The sequence below is a fragment of the Tessaracoccus yangjingae genome, assembly GCF_055326235.1.
This window is the reverse complement of sequence record NZ_JBUZNN010000001.1, coordinates 105,088-121,989: the sequence shown is the minus strand read 5'-3', so window position 1 is coordinate 121,989 and position 16,902 is coordinate 105,088. Positions and strand designations below refer to the sequence as shown.

Sequence of the window (16,902 nt, the reverse complement as noted above, 5' to 3'; positions counted from 1 at the left end):
CGGCTGCGCCGATCACCACCCCACCGCCGCACGCAGCAGCGCCTCACCGGCGCCGTAGCTGACACCGGAGCCCGTCATCGTGGCGCCCGGAAGGATGTCGACCGACCCGTCGGGCCGTCGCCGGAACACCCCCACCTGGGCGACACGCCGACGTCCTCCGGAGTCCCTCGCGACGTGGATCACCAGGTGGAGCGCGGCCGCCACCTGGGCGTGGCAGGCGTCGCGGCCCATGCCACCGAGCGCCGCGAGCGCCTCCAGCCTTGCGGGGACATCCTCGACCGAGTTGGCGTGGATGGTGCCGCAGCCGCCCTCATGGCCGGTGTTCAGCGCGGTGAGCAGGTCCGTGAGCTCAGCGCCCCGGACCTCGCCGAGGACCACCCGGTCCGGCCTCATCCGGAGCGCCTGCCGCACCAGGGTGGTCAGGGTGATGGCGCCGGCACCCTCCGCATTCGGAGGCCGGGCCTCGAGCCGCACGCAGTGCGGATGCGCGGGGACCAACTCGCGCGCGTCCTCCACCAACACAATGCGCTCCTCTGCGGGGACCAGAGCCAGCATGGCGGCGAGAAGAGTGGTCTTCCCGCTGCCCGTACCTCCGGAGACGAGATAGGCCACGCGCCGCTGCACGACCGCGCGCAGCAACTCAGCCCCTTCCGCCGGGAGCGACCCGGCGGCGACGAGGTCCGTCAGCGAGAATGTCCGCGAGGCGGGCACCCTGAGCGAGATGCACGTCCCCGGTGCCGCCACAGGGGCCAGCACGGCGTGCAGCCGCACACCGCTGGCGAGGCGGCCGTCGACGAAGGGCGCCGCGTCGTCGAGCCGCCGTCCCGCCGCCGCGGCGAGTCGGATGGCGAGGCGCCGCACCTGCTCGTCGTCGACGAACGACACGTTCGCCCGCTCCAGGCCTGAACCGCTGTCCACGAACACGTCCCGCGGTCCGTTGACCACCACGTCGGAGACCCCCGGCGCACGCAACAGCTCCTCCAGCGGGCCGGCGCCGACGCTGTGCCTACGTAGGTTCTCCAGGACCTCGTGCACGGCGGAGTCCGTCACCACCACTCCCAGGCCCCTCAGTGCCGCCGCCACGTCCACCGGCGTGTAGGGACGACCCAGCGCAGCCAGAGACCCCTGGAGCCGGTCGAGCTCCAACTCAGGCACCGGTCAGGCCCGCCAGGATGGGGGCGATCTGCCGCGCGAAGGCCCTAGCCGGACCGGCAACCGGAAGGAGCCCCAACTCCGCCAACCTGGGTAGGCAACGATGGTGCCCGACCTGTCCGAGGCTGGGCGCCCCGAGCGTCCGCGCCACCACCTGCTCCGGCAGGCTGCGTCCCGGGCCCCTCCTGACGACGATCGCGGTGGGCGTGAGGGAGTTCGCCTGCGCGAGCATCCGTGCCGCGGCGACGGAGCGCACATCGGCGCCGACCACGAGCACGGTGTGATCAGCCGCCACCGACGGGGACTCCCGGCCGCAATCCGCCAGCACGATCCTGTGTCCTCGCGCTAGGGCGGTCATGACCGCGGACACCGCACCCGGCGACGGCGCGGCCTGCGCGTCCCTGGAGTGCGCGAGCAGCGGCACGCCCCCGACCGAGGGCAGACTCCGCGCGACGTCGCCGAGCTCCCCGCGCGCGTTGCCCAGGTCTGACCAGCGCATCCCCTCGGACGTCTCCGCCCCAGCGACGAGGTCCAGGCCACCGCCGCACGGTGCAAGGTCCACCACCGCCGCCGAGGACCCGGCCCTCCGTGCGCCGAGCGCCAACCCCACGGTCAGAGTGCTCACCCCCAACCCTCCGGACGCGCCGATCAACGCCACGGTGACTCCCCGCTCGCGCCCCGCCAGTGAGGCCTGCATGAGCGCCTCGGCCAACCGGCCCCCGACGTCCGGCAGTGGCAGGACCGGCAGTTCGAGTTCGGCTGAACACCGGGCGAGTTCTGCCGGAGCGGTGCCGATCAGGAAGGCCCTGCCGGGAGGCGCCGACGTCCACCGCGCGGCCATCTCGGTGGAGACCAACCTGAGTTTCGCCGTCGGCCATTGGGCGCGCGCCGCCTCGGCATCCCTGGCGACGCGCAGCGGCACGTCCATGGCCGCCGCGGTCACCTCGACGGCCTCGATGACGGCCGGGTCACGGGAGCACAGCAGCGCGTGGGCGATCGGATCCATGCCCCTTGATCGCGAGGAGACCCCCGCAGATCCCACCCCACTGCGCGCCTGTGGACAACTCCGGTGGCCCGGGACGCCGTCGACCCCCGTTACCCTTGGTGCGACCGCGCGCACGAGAGGAACCCATGAGCCGAGCCACCCTTCCCACCGAGGCCCTCGACTGGCTTGCGGTGTGGCGCGGCGTGCGGGCCCTGGCCCTCGGCCCCGATCCGCACCTCGCCAGGCGGCTGACGGACGCCGGACACTCGCTCTTCGCCCTGACGGACGACCCCGGGCGGCTGTCGCGTCTCCGCGGCCTGCGCAACGTCACACCGGTGCTGGCCCGCCCTGAGGCCATCCCCATGGACCCCTACTCCTTCGAAGTGGTCTTCGTGCATCAGGGGCTGCACCTCTACGACCTGGACCTCGCCCTCCCGCAGCTGGCCCGCGTGCTCCGGCCCGGGGGGTGCATCAGCGCCTCGTACCTGGTGCGCGACGACACCGTCCCGTGGGTCCGGCGTCTCGCCGCCCTTCTGCGCCGCTACGACCCGCTGGCCATGAAGGGCGAGTACGGCCATCACAGCCTCGACGCCCTCAGCGCGAGCAAGTACTTCCCGGAGGTGGAGGAGCGCGCGTTCCGCGTCTGGCAGTCCGTGAGCCGCGACGAGCTCCAGCGTCTGGTCAAGGCCCAGCCGCTGGCGGCCAACCTCGACGACACCCAGCTGGCGCCGCTCCTGGGCCAGGTGGCGGACCTCTACGACGGGGCGGTCCGCCCAGGGGAGACCCTCAAGCTCCCCTTCCAGCTCCTGTGCTGGCGTGCCTGGGTGGATCATGCCGAACTGACCGGACCCGTGGTGCTGCCCGACAACGCGCTGGCCATCCACCTCTGAGTCTGCACGCCGGGTCCTCGCCCCGGCAGCCAGGGCTGGCACTAGGCTGGCCAGTGCCGAAAGGAGCACCATGCCTATTGAGCCCAGTCACCCGCTGGTCGACATCAAGGACGCCGTCTCGGATTTCGTCGCCCGCGAATCCGAGCTGGCGGCCGCCGAGCTCAAGCCCGCCGCCAAGGCCGCGGGGATCGGCACCGGCTACCTCGCCGGTGCGGCCGTGTTCGCCTTCCACGCCATCTGGATGCTCGTCATCCTGGTGGCGCTGGCGATAGGGCTGCTGCTGTACGCCGTCACCCCGCTCGGGCCGTGGTCATCCTTCACACTCGGTTTCCTGGCCAGCGTGCTGCTGTCCCTCGCGATCGCGGCCGTCCTGGCCGTCCTCGGCCGCAACAAGTTCAAGCAGGTGAAGATGCCGGAGGCCACCATCAGCGAGGCCAAGGCCACGCTGGACGCCGTCGTGGCCGCAATCGCCTCGCGCACCGGCGGCACCGATGTCACGATCAGGCCCGAGGACCTGCCGAGGTTCCGTGACGCGGACCTCGAGAACACGTTCGGACGTCCCTGACCTTCACCCGGCGCGGCCTGCGCCAGGTACCCACCGGGGCCGGGGACATGGCAGGCTTGGCCCCATGACCAAGTGGGAATACTTCGTGGCGCCCATCCTCTCGCACGTGGCGCAGCAGATCCTCAACAACTTCGGCTCGGACGGCTGGGAGCTGATCCAGCTGGCCCCCGGCCCCAACCCCGACACCCTCGTCGGATACTTCAAGCGGCCCGTCCAGGCCCACTGATGTCGGCGTCCGAGCGCCTGGCCCACCTCGGGATCGAGCTGCCGCCTGTCGCCACGCCCGTGGCGGCCTACGTGCCGGCCACCCGCGTCGGGGACCAGGTCTGGACCTCCGGCCAGCTCCCCAGCGTGGCCGGAGCTCTCGTCACCACCGGCAAGCTGGGCGGAGCCGTCTCGCCGGAGGCGGGCGCCCAGGCAGCCCGAGTCGCGGCCCTCAACGCCCTCGCGGCCGCAGCCGCTGTCGCAGGCGGCGTGGACAGGATCCGCAGGGTCGTCAAGGTGGTGGTCTTCGTGGCGAGCGAGCCCGGCTTCACGGCACAACCCGCCGTGGCCAACGGCGCCTCGGCGCTCTTCGGAGAGGTGTTCGGCGACGCCGGGGCCCACGTCCGGTCCGCCGTCGGAGTGTCGGTCCTCCCGCTCGACGCGCCCGTCGAGGTCGAGCTGATCGTCGAGGTCTGATGGGCGGCCCCGCCGCCGTCCACCGCGCCCTCGCCGAGGCCTATCCGGACGCCGAATGCGAACTGGACTTCACCTCGGCGTTCGAGCTGCTGGTGGCAACCGTGCTGTCCGCCCAATCCACCGATCGGCGGGTGAACTCGGTCACGCCGGAGTTGTTCAGGCGGTACCCCACCCCGGAGGCCCTCGCCGCGGCGGATCGCGCCGAGGTGGAGGCACTGATCGGCCCGGTGGGCTTCTTCCGGAACAAGACCACCGCCATCCTCGGCCTCGCCAAGCAGATCGTCGACAACTTCGACGGCGTGGTCCCCGCGACCCTTGAGGAGCTGATCACGCTCCCGGGTGTGGGCCGCAAGACCGCGAACGTGGTGCTGGGCAACGCCTTCGGCGTGCCCGGGGTGACGCCTGACACCCACCTGATCCGGGTCTCGGGCCGGCTGGGGTGGACCGCCTCGAGCCGCCCCGACGATGTGGAGCGCGACGTCGCGGCCCTGTTCCCGCCCGAGGAATGGGTCATGCTGTGTCACCGTGTGATCTGGCACGGTCGGCGCTGCTGCCACGCCAGGAGACCGGCCTGCGGCGCCTGCCCAGTCCGGGAGTTATGCCCCTCGCGCGGCCTCGGAGAACAGGATCCGGAGCTGGCTCGCCGTCTCATCCGGGAACCACGCGGGTAATCTCGGCCGTGTGACCCACGTGCGCCTGCTTCCGGCCCTCGCCGCGACACTCGTGCTCGCGGCCTGCGGCAGCATCCCCGCATCCCCGGCAGGTTCGACAACGCCGCCCTCGCCCGGGCAGTCCTCCTCCGCGCCGACGGACCTCGAGGCGCTGCGCCGGCAGTTCGGGCTGCCGGAGTGTCCCGCCACGGATCCCGAGGCCACGCAGGTCCCCGGAGGTCTCCCGCAGACCCAGCTCGCCTGCCTCGGCGGCGACGGTGCGGTCAACCTGGCCGGACTCCCCCGGACCCCCACGATCGTCAACCTGTGGGCGCAGTGGTGCGGACCGTGCCGTGAGGAGTCGCCCTACCTGCGCGAGGGCCTGGCCGAACTCGACGGCGTGTCCTTCGTCGGCGTCAACTACAACGATCCCAAGCCGGACTGGGCCATCGAGTTCGCGGGGCTCGTGGGATGGAACTACCCCCACGTCGTGGACGAGGACAAGACCCTGCAGGTGCCGCTCCGGGTGCCAGGGCTCCCCACCACCTACTTCGTCGACGCCGACGGCAGGATCGCAGGCGTCCACGCCGGTCCGTTCGAGTCCACCCAGCAGCTGACGGCGCTCGCCGACGAGTATCTAGGGGTGCGATGAGGCACCCCGAGGCCTTCGAGCAACTGAGCCGGGAGCTGGTCCACGGGCCAGGCGTCCGGCACATCGGCATGGACAGGACGCCGCGGGGCGAACGCGCGGCGGCGGTCCTGATGCTGTTCACCGACGAGGCGGATCCGGCTCTGACGTTCGTCACCCGGGCCGAGACCATGCGCCGCCACGCGGGCCAGATCGCCCTGCCCGGGGGGGCCGTCGACACCACCGACGCAGACCGTCGGCACACCGCGCTCCGCGAGGCGAACGAGGAGATCGGGCTGGCCGCCGAACACGTCACCATCCTCGGCGAGCTCCCACCGCTGTGGGTGCCCGCGTCACGCTACGACGTGACCACGGTGGTGGCGGTGTGGCCCGGCGGGCATCCGCTGCACGCGCGGGACCCCGCCGAGACCGGGGCGGTCCACGCCTTCGCCGTGTCTGCGCTGACGTCCCCCGAGGTCCGCGTGACCGGGCATCACCCGAGCGGATTCGAGGGGCCCGCGTTCGTGCTGGGCGAACAGTTCATCTGGGGGCTCACCGCGCACCTGGTGGACTGGGTGCTCGACCTGGGAGGCTGGGCGAGACCATGGGACCGGGCAAGGATCGCCGATATCCCGGCCCGGTACATGCGCGATTAGGAGTTCCGACCAGTGCCGCTCACGACGAAGACCTGACTGGTCAGTGGTTTCTCAGGGCCGGACGCCGGCCCGGGTGGGAAGGACTGAGATGTTGGCGTCCGCGGTGTCGTGATAGTCCACCAGGACGTCGTGCCACGAGTCGATATCTGGGCGTGAACGCAGCAGCGCGCGCCGCTCGCGTTCCGTCATGCCGCCCCAGACACCCCACTCGATCCGGTTGTCCAAGGCCTCGGCCAGGCACTCCGAGCGCACAGGGCACCCGACGCACACCGATCTTGCACGCTTCTGGTCTTTGCCCTCTGGAAACAGAGCATCGGCCATGTCGCGGCACTTGGCGTGGAGCGTCCATTCGCTCACTTCAGCGAGTGACATCAGCTGCCCTCCCTTGCGCAGTCACTGTCAGATAACGCTGACGCTAGCGCATGAACGGCCATGCGCAACAGGGGGTAAAGGACGCAAAAACGCAAGCCAGCGCGCGGACCATGGGCTCTTGGGACCCTTCACGTAAACTTGGGCCCATGAAGTCTGCCTCCCTCAGCCAGAAGGCGTACTCCGTCCTCATGTTCCTCGCGGTGAGCGTGCTCGCCGGCCTGCTCCTGTCGGGTCTCGCGGTGCCGTTCGCCGCGCTCGCGGGCGGCAGCGCGAAGATGGCGGCGGACTCGCTGGAGTTCCTCCCGGCTGATCTGGAGACGCCGCCACAGTCGGAGCGCTCCCGCGTGCTCATGGCCGACGGCTCGGTGCTGGCCACCTTCTTCAACGAGAACCGCGTCTACGTGCCGCTCTCCGAGATCGCCCCGGCCATGCAGGACGCTCAGATCGCTATTGAGGACCACCGCTTCTACGAGCACGGCGCCATCGACTTCCAGGGCTTCGGCAGGGCCTTCGTCAAGACGATGACCGGCGACACGCAGGGCGCGTCGACGCTGACGCAGCAGTACGTCAAGCTGGTCCGCGTCGAGTCCGCCGTCGCCGCGGGCGACAAGGAGGCCGTCCGCAAGGCCACCGAGGTGACGATCGACCGCAAGATCATCGAGGCCCGCTACGCCATGGCTCTGGAGGAGCGCCTCACCAAGGACGAGATCCTCGAGCGTTACCTCAACATCGCCTACTACGGTGAGGGCGCCTACGGCGTCGAAGCCGCCGCGCAGCACTATTGGGGCACGACGGCCAAGGACCTGACGCTGGACCAGGCGGCGATGCTGGCTGGGCTCGTGCAGAACCCGGTTGCTCTGAATCCGGTGAAGAACCCGGACAAGGCCATCGAGCGCCGCAACTTCGTGCTGAACCGCATGGCAGAGCTTGGCATCATCAGCGAGGAGCGCGCGGCCGAGGCCAAGGCGGTCCCGTTCGACCCGGCGAAGGTGACCCGGACCGCGAACGGCTGCACTTCGTCGCCGTACCCCTTCCTGTGTGACTACGTGCGGCGCACGCTCCTGAGCGACCAGATGCCCACGATGGGCGACACGCAGGAGGAGCGCGAGAACCTGCTCAACCGCGGCGGTCTGACCATCCAGACGCTGATCGACCCCTCCGCGCAGGCCTCGGCCGAGGCGGCCGTTGCCGACCTCATCGCCCCCACGGATCCCGTCCTCGCCGGCGCGGCGCTGATCCAGCCCAGCACGGGGCTGATCGTGGCCCTTGCCCAGTCGAGGCCGGACATGGGCACGGACCCCGGGGAGACCTACTACAACTACAACGTCGAACGCTCCATGGGCGGCGCCGAGGGTTACCAGGCCGGTTCGACGTTCAAGACGTTCACCATGGCCGCCGCGCTGGACCTGGGTATGACCCCGGGGCGCGAGTACACCGCGCCGGAATCATTGCCCCTGGAGGGCATGACCTTCAAGAACTGCACCGGCCCGTTCGTGTTCAAGCAGGACCACACGGTGCGCAACTACAACCGCGGCTACGGCCAGATCGACATGATCCGCGCCGCTGAGGACTCCGTCAACACCTACTTCCTGCAGCTGGAGGCCGACGCGGGCATCTGTGCGTCGATCGACAAGGCAGTCGCGGCCGGCGTCAAGATGTCGACGGGCCAGGACCTCCGGATCAACCAGAACTACCCCACGTTCGTGCTGGGTACCGCGGAGGTGACTCCCCTGTCGATGGCCGAGGCGTACGCCACCTTCGCCAACCGTGGCATCCACTGCACGCCCATCGTCCTCGAGTCGGTCGTCACGAAGGACGGCTCCGAGTTGGCGGTTCCGCCGGCCGACTGCCAGCAGGTGATCCGCCCCGAGATCGCCGACGGCGTCAACCACATCCTCCAGAGCGTCATCAACAACGGCACCGGCCGCCCGGCGCGGCTGGCCGACCGCCGTCCCCAGGCAGGCAAGACCGGCACCATCAACGACAACCAGGCCGTCTGGTTCGCGGGCTACACCCCCGAGATGGCCGGCGCGGCTTGGATCGCGATCGACAAGACCAACCCGTGGTACGAGACCAGGAACAAGACGCTGAAGAACGTCCGGCTCCCCAGCGGCACCTACCTGCGCGGCTCCGGCGGCGGCGACGCCGGCCTGATCTGGAAGGCCGCGATGGCGGCGGCCCTCGCGGACAAGCCGAAGACCGCCTTCACCACCCCCACCTCCGAGGTGCTCGAGGGCGTGAAGGTTCCGCTGCCGGACGTCTCCGGCATGGGCTACAACGAGGCCAAGCGCACGCTCGAGGCGGCCGGCTTCCAGACGGAGCGGTGGAGCGTCTACAGCAGCCGCCCGGAGGGCACGTTCCTGGGCATCTCGCCGACCGGATCCGCCATCAAGTTCTCGACGGTGCAGCTGAAGGTCTCGCAGGGCCCACGGCCCGAGCCCAAGCCTGAACCCGTGGCGCCGGAACCCGTCGCTCCTCCCGCGACGGAGGCGCCGGCGGAGGAGGCCGCCGCACCGGCTGCCCCCAACCCGCCGGGCAACCCCAACCGATGAGGCGGCCGGTGCTGCGCGCCCTCGGCGCCACCGCCGCCGTCGGCGCCGCCTGCTTCGGCTGGGGCCTCGCCGAGGCCGCGATGTTCACGGTGCGGCGGGTGGACGTGCCCATTCTGCCGGCCGGCGGGCGGCCGCTGCGGATTCTGCACGTCTCCGACATCCACCTGACCACCAGCCAACACTTCAAGCTCGACTTCATGCGGTCGCTGGCCGAGCTCGAGCCGGACCTCGTGGTCAACACCGGTGACAACATCGCCCAGGCGGAGGCGGTGTTCCCGCTCCTCGCGGCCTGGAACAGGCTCCGGTCCGTGCCGGGCGTGTTCGTGTTCGGCTCGAACGACTACTACAAGCCCTCCTTCCGCAACCCGCTGCGATACCTCACGCACGGCGCGTCTGAAGCGACGGGGCCCTCCTCGCCCAACCTTCCCTGGGAGAAGCTGCGCGACGGTATGGCCAAGCACGGCTGGGTGGACCTCACCCACCGTCGGGCGACCCTGGAGGTCAACGGGTACACGCTGGCCTTCCGCGGGGTCGACGACGCCCACCTGGGCCGCGACGACTACCCGACGGTAGCGGGGCCGGCGGACCCCCAGGCGGATCTCAACATCGGCGTCACCCACGCCCCCTACCTGCGCCTCCTGGACGCCATGACCGCCGATGGGATGGACCTCATCTTCGCCGGGCACACCCACGGCGGCCAGGTCTGCGTGCCCGGCTACGGCGCGCTCGTCACCAACTGCGACCTGGACGCCGCCCGGGTCAAGGGGTTGTCCTCGCACAGCTTCGGCGGGCGCACCTCGCAACTCCACGTGTCGGCCGGGGTGGGCACCTCCCCGTACGCTCCGTACCGGTTCGCGTGCCGCCCCGAGGTCACCCTGCTGACGCTTGTTCCGGTTTCACACTGACCGTGCCGATGGGCTAGTATCTCCGTTGGCCCCAGGGCCAATCGGGGTGTGGCGCAGCTTGGTAGCGCGCGTCGTTCGGGACGACGAGGCCGCAGGTTCAAATCCTGTCACCCCGACGCAGGTCGAGAGAAGTGGGCAAGCGCCCATGCCTCTCGACTTTTGTCTTTCTGGGGACTCGGCGCTTGTTCACTTCCGAGGCCAAGGAAGGGGTTGGAGGGACGAAGTCCCGGAACACCCCGACGAAGTCCGAGAGAAGTGGAGCTTGCTCCCTTCCTCGGACTTGTTGCTTTCCGGGGACTTGGAGCTTGTTCACCCTGCGGTCCATCCCCCGTCGGGGGTGACGCACCACTCGGGCACGGGCCCTACGCTGCACCCATGGCCGACACAGACCCGACCGCAGACACACTGTCCCGGGACGATGCCCTCACCACGCCGGATGCTCACGCCACGGCCGTACCCGCTCCCCCGCCGCCGCGGGCGACCCGCCGCGTGGCGGTCGACCTCAGGCGCCCGTTCGCCTGGGGCTTCACAGTCACGGCCGGCGGGCTCGTCGCGATCGCGCTTGGCGGTTCGCTGGCTTCACTGTCGACGGTCCTGGTCTCGATCGGGGCCGCCCTGTTCATCGCCATGGCGCTGGAGCCGCTCGTCCAGTGGCTGGAGAACCACCGGATGTCGCGCGGGCTGGCGATCGGCGTGGTCTTCGCGGCGTTCGCCCTCATCCTCAGCGCCGTCGTCGCCATCGTGGCCCCCGTGGCGGTGGGTCAGGTGGCCGCGCTGGCCGGGGCCATGCCCGGCTACATCGCCAACCTGCAGAACGCGGACTGGTTCAAGGCGATCAGCCAGGCCACAGGGCAGGGCGACTTGTATGCCGCGCTCCTGGCGCAGGCGCAGGCCTGGCTGTCGAACCCGGAGAACATCCTTGCTATCGGCGGGGGCGCCCTGGCGGTGGGCACCGGCGTCGTCCAGCTGATCTCCACCAGCCTGATCGTCCTGGTCCTGACCCTGTACTTCCTCGCCTCGATGCGGGCGATGAAGTCCGCCCTCCTGCAGCTCGCCCCGGCCTACTCGCGGCCGAAGCTGGGCGAGATGACCGAGCAGATCAGCGAGGCCGTCGGCGGTTACGTCTCCGGTATGGCCATCCTGGCGGCCGCCAACGCCGTTTTCACGTTCCTCCTGCTGACCATCCTCGGGGCGCCGTTCGCCGCGCTGCTGGGGTTCCTGGCCCTGTTCATCACCTTCATCCCCATGGTGGGTCCGGTCATCTCCTGGCTGTTGATCACGGTGGTGACCCTCTTCAGCTCGCCGGTCTCGGCGCTGATCTTCGCCGTCGTCATGTTCGCCTACATGCAGTTGGAGGCCTACGTGTTCACGCCCAAGGTGATGACCAAGGCCGTCGACGTCCCCGGATCCCTGGTGCTGATCGGCGCGATGGTCGGCGGTAGCCTCCTCGGCCTCCTCGGCGCCCTCGTGGCGGTTCCCGTCACGGCCTCGCTGCTCATGATCCTCAAGGAGATCCACATCCCCAGGCAGAACGCGAAGCTCCACCGGGAATCCTGAGAGACCGGCCCTGTCGTGCCCCGTTCGGGGCATACGATCGGCGCAGCGTTCCCCGTCGCGGTATCGGGGACGTATCGCGCAAAGGAGCGGGACCATGAACGTGAAGCTACTTCGATCGGCGGCGCTGGCAGCGGGCATGCTGCTCGCCCTCACCGTGATGCCCGCCACGCAGGCCTCGGCTGACAGCAGCTCCAGGGCAGAGCACCAGCGGATCGTCGACTTCTGGACGAAGGACAAGGTGGCCCAGGCCAAGCCACGCGACTTCGTCCGCGACCCGGCCACCGGGACCTTCACCCAGGTGGCCGAGCCCACCGCCGCCGCGCTCGGCGCTCCGTGGGTGGACGCCGGTCTGGTCCAGAAGACCACGGGCAAGGTGCTCTTCGCGATGGGCAAGTCCTACTACGTGTGCTCCGCCTCCGTCGTCGAGGACGCCGTCAGCGGCAGGTCGATCGTGGTGACCGCGGCGCACTGCGTCTTCGACAACAAGAAGGCGCAGTTCGCGACCAACTGGCTGTTCGTCCCCGACTATGACTCGAAGCCCGTCGACCTGACGCGCAGCGGGTCCTTCTGCGCCGAGACCCAGTTCGGCTGCTGGACCGCCACCGCCCTCGTCGCCCACCGCGGCTTCACCTCGCAGCGGAGGTTCAACACAGAGGCAACCCTGCACGACTACGCCTTCGCCGTCGTCGGACTGGGCGGGAACGGCAAGGCGCCGGCGCAGCTGGACCAGACGGTCGGGGACCAGGAGATCGTCTTCGAGACCCAGGCCGCCGGCGCGGACACCCACCTGTTCGGCTATCCCGCGGGGGCGCCCTACGAGGGCAGGGAGCTCATCTACTCCCAGGGCCCGCTCGGCACGGACCCCCTCAACGACGACCTGACCTACCGCGTCCCCAGCGACATGACCGGCGGATCCTCCGGTGGACCCTGGTACGTCGAGTTCGCCAAGGGCGCCGGCGTCACGATGTCGGTGAACTCCTACGGCTACTCCGGCATCGCCGCCATGCACGGGCCGAAGTTCGACGCCAAGACAGCCGCGGTGTACGACGCCGCCACCACCGCGGCGGGCAACACGATCGTCGGCTGACCTACCCCCGTCGCCCCAGAGCACCGGTCCTCAGCAGGTACCGGTCAATACACGCCCTCGGCGAGGAGGCGGATCGGTGGTTCCCTAAGCTGGGGGGACCACCGATCTCAGGAGCGACGATGACCTGGAACGCGCTGCGCACCACCCACTACGTCAACGGCCGGTTCACCGACGACGAGCCCACGCTGAGCGTCGAGAACCCCGCCACCGGCGAGGAGCTCGCCAGGGTGGCGGACGCGGATGCCGCGACGGCGATGGCATGCCTCGACGCCGCCGTCGACGCGGCCGCCGGATGGGCCGCCACCGAGCCGCGCTTCCGTGGCGAGCTGCTCCGGGCCGCCTGGGCCAGGATCCTGGAGCGGGCCGACGAGTTCGCCGAGACGATGACGCGCGAGATGGGCAAGCCCCTGGCCGAGGCCCGCGGCGAGGTCACCTACGGCGCGGAGTTCCTGCGCTGGTTCGCCGAGGAGACCCCTCGCATCCACGGCCGCTACACCGTCGCCCCCGTCGGCGGGCAGCGGCTGCTCACCACGAAGCAGCCCGTGGGGCCGGTGCTGGCCATCACCCCGTGGAACTTTCCCCTCGCCATGGCCACCCGGAAGCTGGGGCCCGCCCTGGCGGCCGGCTGCACCGCGGTCCTGAAGCCGGCCCAGCTCACTCCCCTCACGTCGCTGTTGTTGATGGACGTCTTCGACGAGGTGGGCGTGCCCGCCGGCGTGGTGAACTGCTTCGTGTCGTCCTCGGCCTCCGCCACCACCGGCCCCCTCATCGCAGACAGGCGGCTGCGGAAGCTGACCTTCACCGGGTCCACGAGCGTGGGCGTGAGGCTGCTGGAGCAGGCCGCGGCCAACGTGCTGAAGACCTCGATGGAGCTCGGCGGCAACGCGCCGTTCCTGGTGCTGCCGAGCGCGGACGTGGACCGCGCCGTGGAGGGCGCGCTCGTGGCGAAGATGCGCAACATCGGGCAGGCCTGCACCGCCGCGAACCGGATGATCGTGCACAGCAGCCTGGCCGACGAGTTCACGGCCAAGCTGGCCGCCCGCGTCGGCGCCATGCGCGTGGGCGACGGCATGGCGTCCGGGACCGAGGTGGGGCCGTTGGTGTCCGCCTCGGCGCTCGACGACGTGGAGGCCATGGTCCGGGAGGCCGTCGCCGACGGTGCCCGCGTGGTGGTGGGCGGCTCGCGGGTCGAGGGGCCGGGCCACTTCATGCAGCCGACGGTGCTGGCGGACGTGGCGCCGTCGTCGCGCTGCTTCCGCGAGGAGATCTTCGGCCCCGTCGCGCCCGTGGTGTCCGTCGACTCCGTCGACGAGGCCGTGGCGCTGGCCAACGACACCGACTTCGGCCTGATGAGCTACGTCTTCGCCGAGGACCTCACCGAGGCGCTCACCACCGCCGAGCGATTGGAGTCAGGCATGGTGGGGCTCAACTCCGGGCTGGTGTCCAACCCGGCCGCCCCCTTCGGAGGGGTGAAGAGCTCCGGGTTGGGGCGCGAAGGCGGGCCCGAGGGCATCGAGGAGTTCCTCGAGATCAAGTACATCGGGATGGCTCTGGCATAGGGAACCCACCCGGCCGACGTCAGTAGTCGGTGGCGGCGCCGTTGGCGTCCAGGCAGCGCAGGCCGGGAACTCCCGTGGGGACACCGTTCTGGGTCAGGTCCGCGCACGGCATCGCGTCCTGAAACGCGACGATGTAGTGCCACCGCTGCTCGGTGATGCCCCACACGGTGAGGCTGTCGCCGCAGGTGGTCTGCTCCTCGCCGAAGACGAACCCGTCGCGGTGGACCGCCCTGACGTCCACCTGGGTGGTGACGCACCCCGTCTCGTCGGCGTAGCCCAGGCGGACGCCCAGGAACTCCTGGAACGACGCGGGCAGGCCGGCCTGGGCGCGCGCCTGCTCGGGGCTGCTGAGCGAGGCGGCCACCGCGGACCACGGGCCTCCCTCGGGGGTGGGCTGTTCGACGGGGCTGAGCGACGCCGTCGGCGCCAACTCCAGCGACGGCTCCGGTTCCGGGGCGGGCTGGGCGGACTCCGCCGGCGCGGCGGTGGTCGACGGCATCGGGGAGGCCGCGGGCGTCGTCTGGCCGGCGGTGGGCTGCAGTGGCGTCTGCGCCGCTCCGGTGCACGAGGTGAGCCCGGACACGACGACGACGGCCCCAACGGCCAGGATGGCACTGCGCATGCCATCGACGGTATCAGGGGTCCATAGAACGGGGTGCCTGCAGGGCTCGGCCCCTCGGGGCTACGGTGGAGGCGGAAACGCTCAATGACGATGCGTACACCCGAGGCAGTGTCGCAATGAGGAGACCCATGTCAACCGCAACCGAAACCCGTTCCCTGACCCGCTCCGACCTTCCCGCCACCGGCATCGCACCCACCCACCCCAGGCTCCTGGCCTGGCTCGACGAAGTGGTCGGGCTGTGCAGGCCGGACGCTATCCACTACTGCGACGGGTCCGACGCCGAGTGGGACCGCCTCGTCCGAGAGCTCGAGGCCAAGGGCACGATCATCCGGCTGAACGAGAAGCTGAAGCCCAACTCGATCCTGGCCCGCACCGACCCCGACGACGTGGCCCGTGTGGAGGACCAGACCTTCATCTGTTCGGTGGACGAGCGCAACGCCGGCCCCACGAACAACTGGATGGACCCGGAGCAGATGAAGCGGATCATGAGGCCGCTCTACGACGGCGCCATGGTGGGCCGCACCATGTACGTGATGCCGTTCTGCATGGGCAGCCTCGACGCCGAGGACCCCAAGTTCGGCGTCGAGGTCTCCGATTCGGCCTACGTGGCGCTCTCGATGAAGATCATGACCCGCATGGGCGCCGAGACCCTGGCCCGCATGGAGGAGACGGACGCGGACTTCGTGCCGGCGCTGCACTCCGTCGGCATGCCGCTGGGCGATGGCCATGAGGACGTGCCGTGGCCGTGCAACGAGATCAAGTACATCGTCCACTTCCCGGACGAGCGGCTCATCTGGTCCTACGGCTCCGGCTACGGCGGCAACTCCCTGCTGGGGAAGAAGTGCTACGCGCTGCGGATCGCGTCGGCGATGGCCCACGACGAGGGCTGGCTGGCCGAGCACATGCTGATCCTCAAACTCACCTCGCCCGAGGGCCGGCAGTACCACGTGGCCGCGGCCTTCCCGTCGGCCTGCGGCAAGACCAACCTCGCCATGCTCGAGCCCACCATCCCTGGGTGGACGGTGCAGACCCTGGGCGACGACATCGCCTGGCTGCGTTTCGGCGCCGACGGACGCCTCTACGCCACGAATCCGGAGACCGGGTTCTTCGGGGTGGCGCCGGGTACCAGCTACGAGACCAATCCCAACGCGATGCGCACGCTCGAGGCCGGCAACACGATCTTCACCAACGTGGCGCTCACCCCCGACGGCGACGTGTGGTGGGAGGGCATGACTCGGGAGCCCCCGGAGGTGGTGACGGACTGGAAGGGCCGCGAGTGGCGCGCCGGGACGGGCCCCGTCGGTGGCCGCCCCAACGAGAAGGCCGCCCACCCCAACAGCCGGTTCTGCACCCCGATCGCCCAGTGCCCCATCCTCTCGGAGGACTACTACTCGCCTCAGGGGGTCCCGCTCGACGCGATCATCTTCGGCGGCCGTCGCGAGAACACCATCCCGCTGGTCACCCAGTCCCGGGACTGGCAGCACGGGGTGTTCATGGGCGCCACGTGCTCGTCGGAGACCACCGCCGCCGCTGCGGGGGCGGTGGGCGTCCTCCGCCGCGACCCGATGGCCATGCTGCCTTTCATCGGCTATCACGTGGCTGACTACGTCCAGCACTGGATCAGCATCGGCCGGCACGCCGACGCGGACAAGCTGCCGAAGGTGTTCTACGTCAACTGGTTCCGGCGCGACGCCGACGGCCGCTTCATGTGGCCCGGGTTCGGCGAGAACTGCCGGGTCCTCAAGTGGGTGGCGCAGCGCGTCGACGGTCTCGCCGAGGCGGTGGAGACCCCGATCGGGTTCCTGCCCGCAGAGGGCAGCCTGGACGTCGACGGGCTGGACATCGACGAGGACGACCTGCGCGACGTGGTCTCCTACACCGAGAGCGAGTGGCGCGACGAGGTGCCGCGCATCGGGCGCTGGTTCGACACGTTCGGGTGGCGCCTCCCCCGGGAGCTCGTCGACGAGCTGCGCACGCTGGAGACCGCCTTCGGGAGGACGCAGACGGAGCTCTGACGGGCCTGCACGATCGGAATCCGGGA

At 70.3% G+C, this 16,902-nt stretch carries 17 protein-coding genes and 1 tRNA gene; 14 read left to right on the top strand and 4 right to left on the bottom strand.

From position 1 onward, the window contains the following. Positions 1-12 precede the first annotated feature (12 nt). Positions 13-1,155 (bottom strand): TadA family conjugal transfer-associated ATPase, encoded by a 1,143-nt coding sequence (locus ACZK5D_RS00580; RefSeq protein WP_463663910.1) that lies wholly within the window; start codon positions 1,153-1,155, stop codon positions 13-15. Next, positions 1,148-2,158, bottom strand: a complete 1,011-nt coding sequence (ssd, locus tag ACZK5D_RS00575; RefSeq protein ID WP_463663909.1) for a septum site-determining protein Ssd — start codon at positions 2,156-2,158, stop codon at positions 1,148-1,150. Before ssd ends, ACZK5D_RS00580 begins: the two co-directional genes overlap by 8 nt. Before the next feature lie 125 nt (positions 2,159-2,283). Between ssd and ACZK5D_RS00570 the strand changes: the two genes are divergently transcribed. The 7 genes from ACZK5D_RS00570 (at position 2,284) to ACZK5D_RS00540 (ending at position 6,207) form a co-directional block, all read left to right on the top strand. Further along, the gene (locus ACZK5D_RS00570) at positions 2,284-3,027 is read left to right on the top strand and encodes a class I SAM-dependent methyltransferase (protein WP_458994798.1); all 744 of its coding nucleotides are present in this window, start codon (positions 2,284-2,286) and stop codon (positions 3,025-3,027) included. 70 nt (positions 3,028-3,097) lie between these two features. Beyond that, positions 3,098-3,592, top strand: a complete 495-nt coding sequence (locus ACZK5D_RS00565; RefSeq protein ID WP_458994799.1) for a phage holin family protein — start codon at positions 3,098-3,100, stop codon at positions 3,590-3,592. 64 nt (positions 3,593-3,656) lie between these two features. Next, positions 3,657-3,818 (top strand): Sp36 family protein, encoded by a 162-nt coding sequence (sp36, locus tag ACZK5D_RS00560; RefSeq protein WP_458994800.1) that lies wholly within the window; start codon positions 3,657-3,659, stop codon positions 3,816-3,818. Continuing rightward, complete coding sequence (locus ACZK5D_RS00555; RefSeq protein WP_463663908.1) at positions 3,818-4,273, top strand: RidA family protein; 456 nt, start codon at positions 3,818-3,820, stop codon at positions 4,271-4,273. The genes sp36 and ACZK5D_RS00555 overlap by 1 nt, the downstream gene beginning before the upstream one ends. Further along, positions 4,273-4,944 (top strand): endonuclease III, encoded by a 672-nt coding sequence (gene nth / locus ACZK5D_RS00550; RefSeq protein ID WP_463663907.1) that lies wholly within the window; start codon positions 4,273-4,275, stop codon positions 4,942-4,944. Before ACZK5D_RS00555 ends, nth begins: the two co-directional genes overlap by 1 nt. Before the next feature lie 10 nt (positions 4,945-4,954). Then, positions 4,955-5,575: a TlpA family protein disulfide reductase gene (locus tag ACZK5D_RS00545; protein WP_463663906.1), complete on the top strand. Its 621-nt coding sequence runs from the start codon at positions 4,955-4,957 to the stop codon at positions 5,573-5,575. Further along, positions 5,572-6,207: an NUDIX hydrolase gene (locus tag ACZK5D_RS00540; RefSeq protein ID WP_458994804.1), complete on the top strand. Its 636-nt coding sequence runs from the start codon at positions 5,572-5,574 to the stop codon at positions 6,205-6,207. The genes ACZK5D_RS00545 and ACZK5D_RS00540 overlap by 4 nt, the downstream gene beginning before the upstream one ends. A gap of 51 nt (positions 6,208-6,258) precedes the next feature. Here ACZK5D_RS00540 and ACZK5D_RS00535 read toward each other — a convergent pair whose 3' ends face one another. Continuing rightward, on the bottom strand, positions 6,259-6,579 hold the full coding sequence (locus tag ACZK5D_RS00535) for a WhiB family transcriptional regulator (protein WP_458994805.1): 321 nt from the start codon (positions 6,577-6,579) through the stop codon (positions 6,259-6,261). Positions 6,580-6,725: 146 nt separating this feature from the next. On the opposite strand from ACZK5D_RS00535, the gene ACZK5D_RS00530 reads away from it, so the two are divergent. The 6 genes from ACZK5D_RS00530 (at position 6,726) to ACZK5D_RS00505 (ending at position 14,239) form a co-directional block, all read left to right on the top strand. Continuing rightward, the gene (locus tag ACZK5D_RS00530; RefSeq protein WP_458994806.1) at positions 6,726-9,131 is read left to right on the top strand and encodes a transglycosylase domain-containing protein; all 2,406 of its coding nucleotides are present in this window, start codon (positions 6,726-6,728) and stop codon (positions 9,129-9,131) included. After that, positions 9,128-10,036 (top strand): metallophosphoesterase, encoded by a 909-nt coding sequence (locus ACZK5D_RS00525; RefSeq protein WP_463663905.1) that lies wholly within the window; start codon positions 9,128-9,130, stop codon positions 10,034-10,036. Before ACZK5D_RS00530 ends, ACZK5D_RS00525 begins: the two co-directional genes overlap by 4 nt. A gap of 42 nt (positions 10,037-10,078) precedes the next feature. Next, positions 10,079-10,152, top strand: a tRNA-Pro gene (locus tag ACZK5D_RS00520). Between the two features lie 259 nt (positions 10,153-10,411). Then, entirely contained in the window at positions 10,412-11,593 is a 1,182-nt protein-coding gene (locus ACZK5D_RS00515; protein WP_458994808.1) for an AI-2E family transporter, read from the top strand. 94 nt (positions 11,594-11,687) lie between these two features. Beyond that, positions 11,688-12,680 carry a trypsin-like serine peptidase gene (locus tag ACZK5D_RS00510; RefSeq protein WP_458994809.1) on the top strand — a complete coding sequence of 331 codons (993 nt, stop codon included), beginning with the start codon at positions 11,688-11,690 and terminating at the stop codon, positions 12,678-12,680. 119 nt (positions 12,681-12,799) lie between these two features. Beyond that, complete coding sequence (locus ACZK5D_RS00505) at positions 12,800-14,239, top strand: NAD-dependent succinate-semialdehyde dehydrogenase (RefSeq protein WP_463663904.1); 1,440 nt, start codon at positions 12,800-12,802, stop codon at positions 14,237-14,239. Positions 14,240-14,258: 19 nt separating this feature from the next. Here the strand turns inward: ACZK5D_RS00505 and ACZK5D_RS00500 are convergent, their stop codons facing one another. Continuing rightward, complete coding sequence (locus ACZK5D_RS00500) at positions 14,259-14,861, bottom strand: hypothetical protein (protein WP_463663903.1); 603 nt, start codon at positions 14,859-14,861, stop codon at positions 14,259-14,261. Positions 14,862-14,989: 128 nt separating this feature from the next. Between ACZK5D_RS00500 and ACZK5D_RS00495 the strand changes: the two genes are divergently transcribed. Further along, complete coding sequence (locus tag ACZK5D_RS00495; protein ID WP_458994812.1) at positions 14,990-16,876, top strand: phosphoenolpyruvate carboxykinase (GTP); 1,887 nt, start codon at positions 14,990-14,992, stop codon at positions 16,874-16,876. Positions 16,877-16,902: the final 26 nt, after the last annotated feature.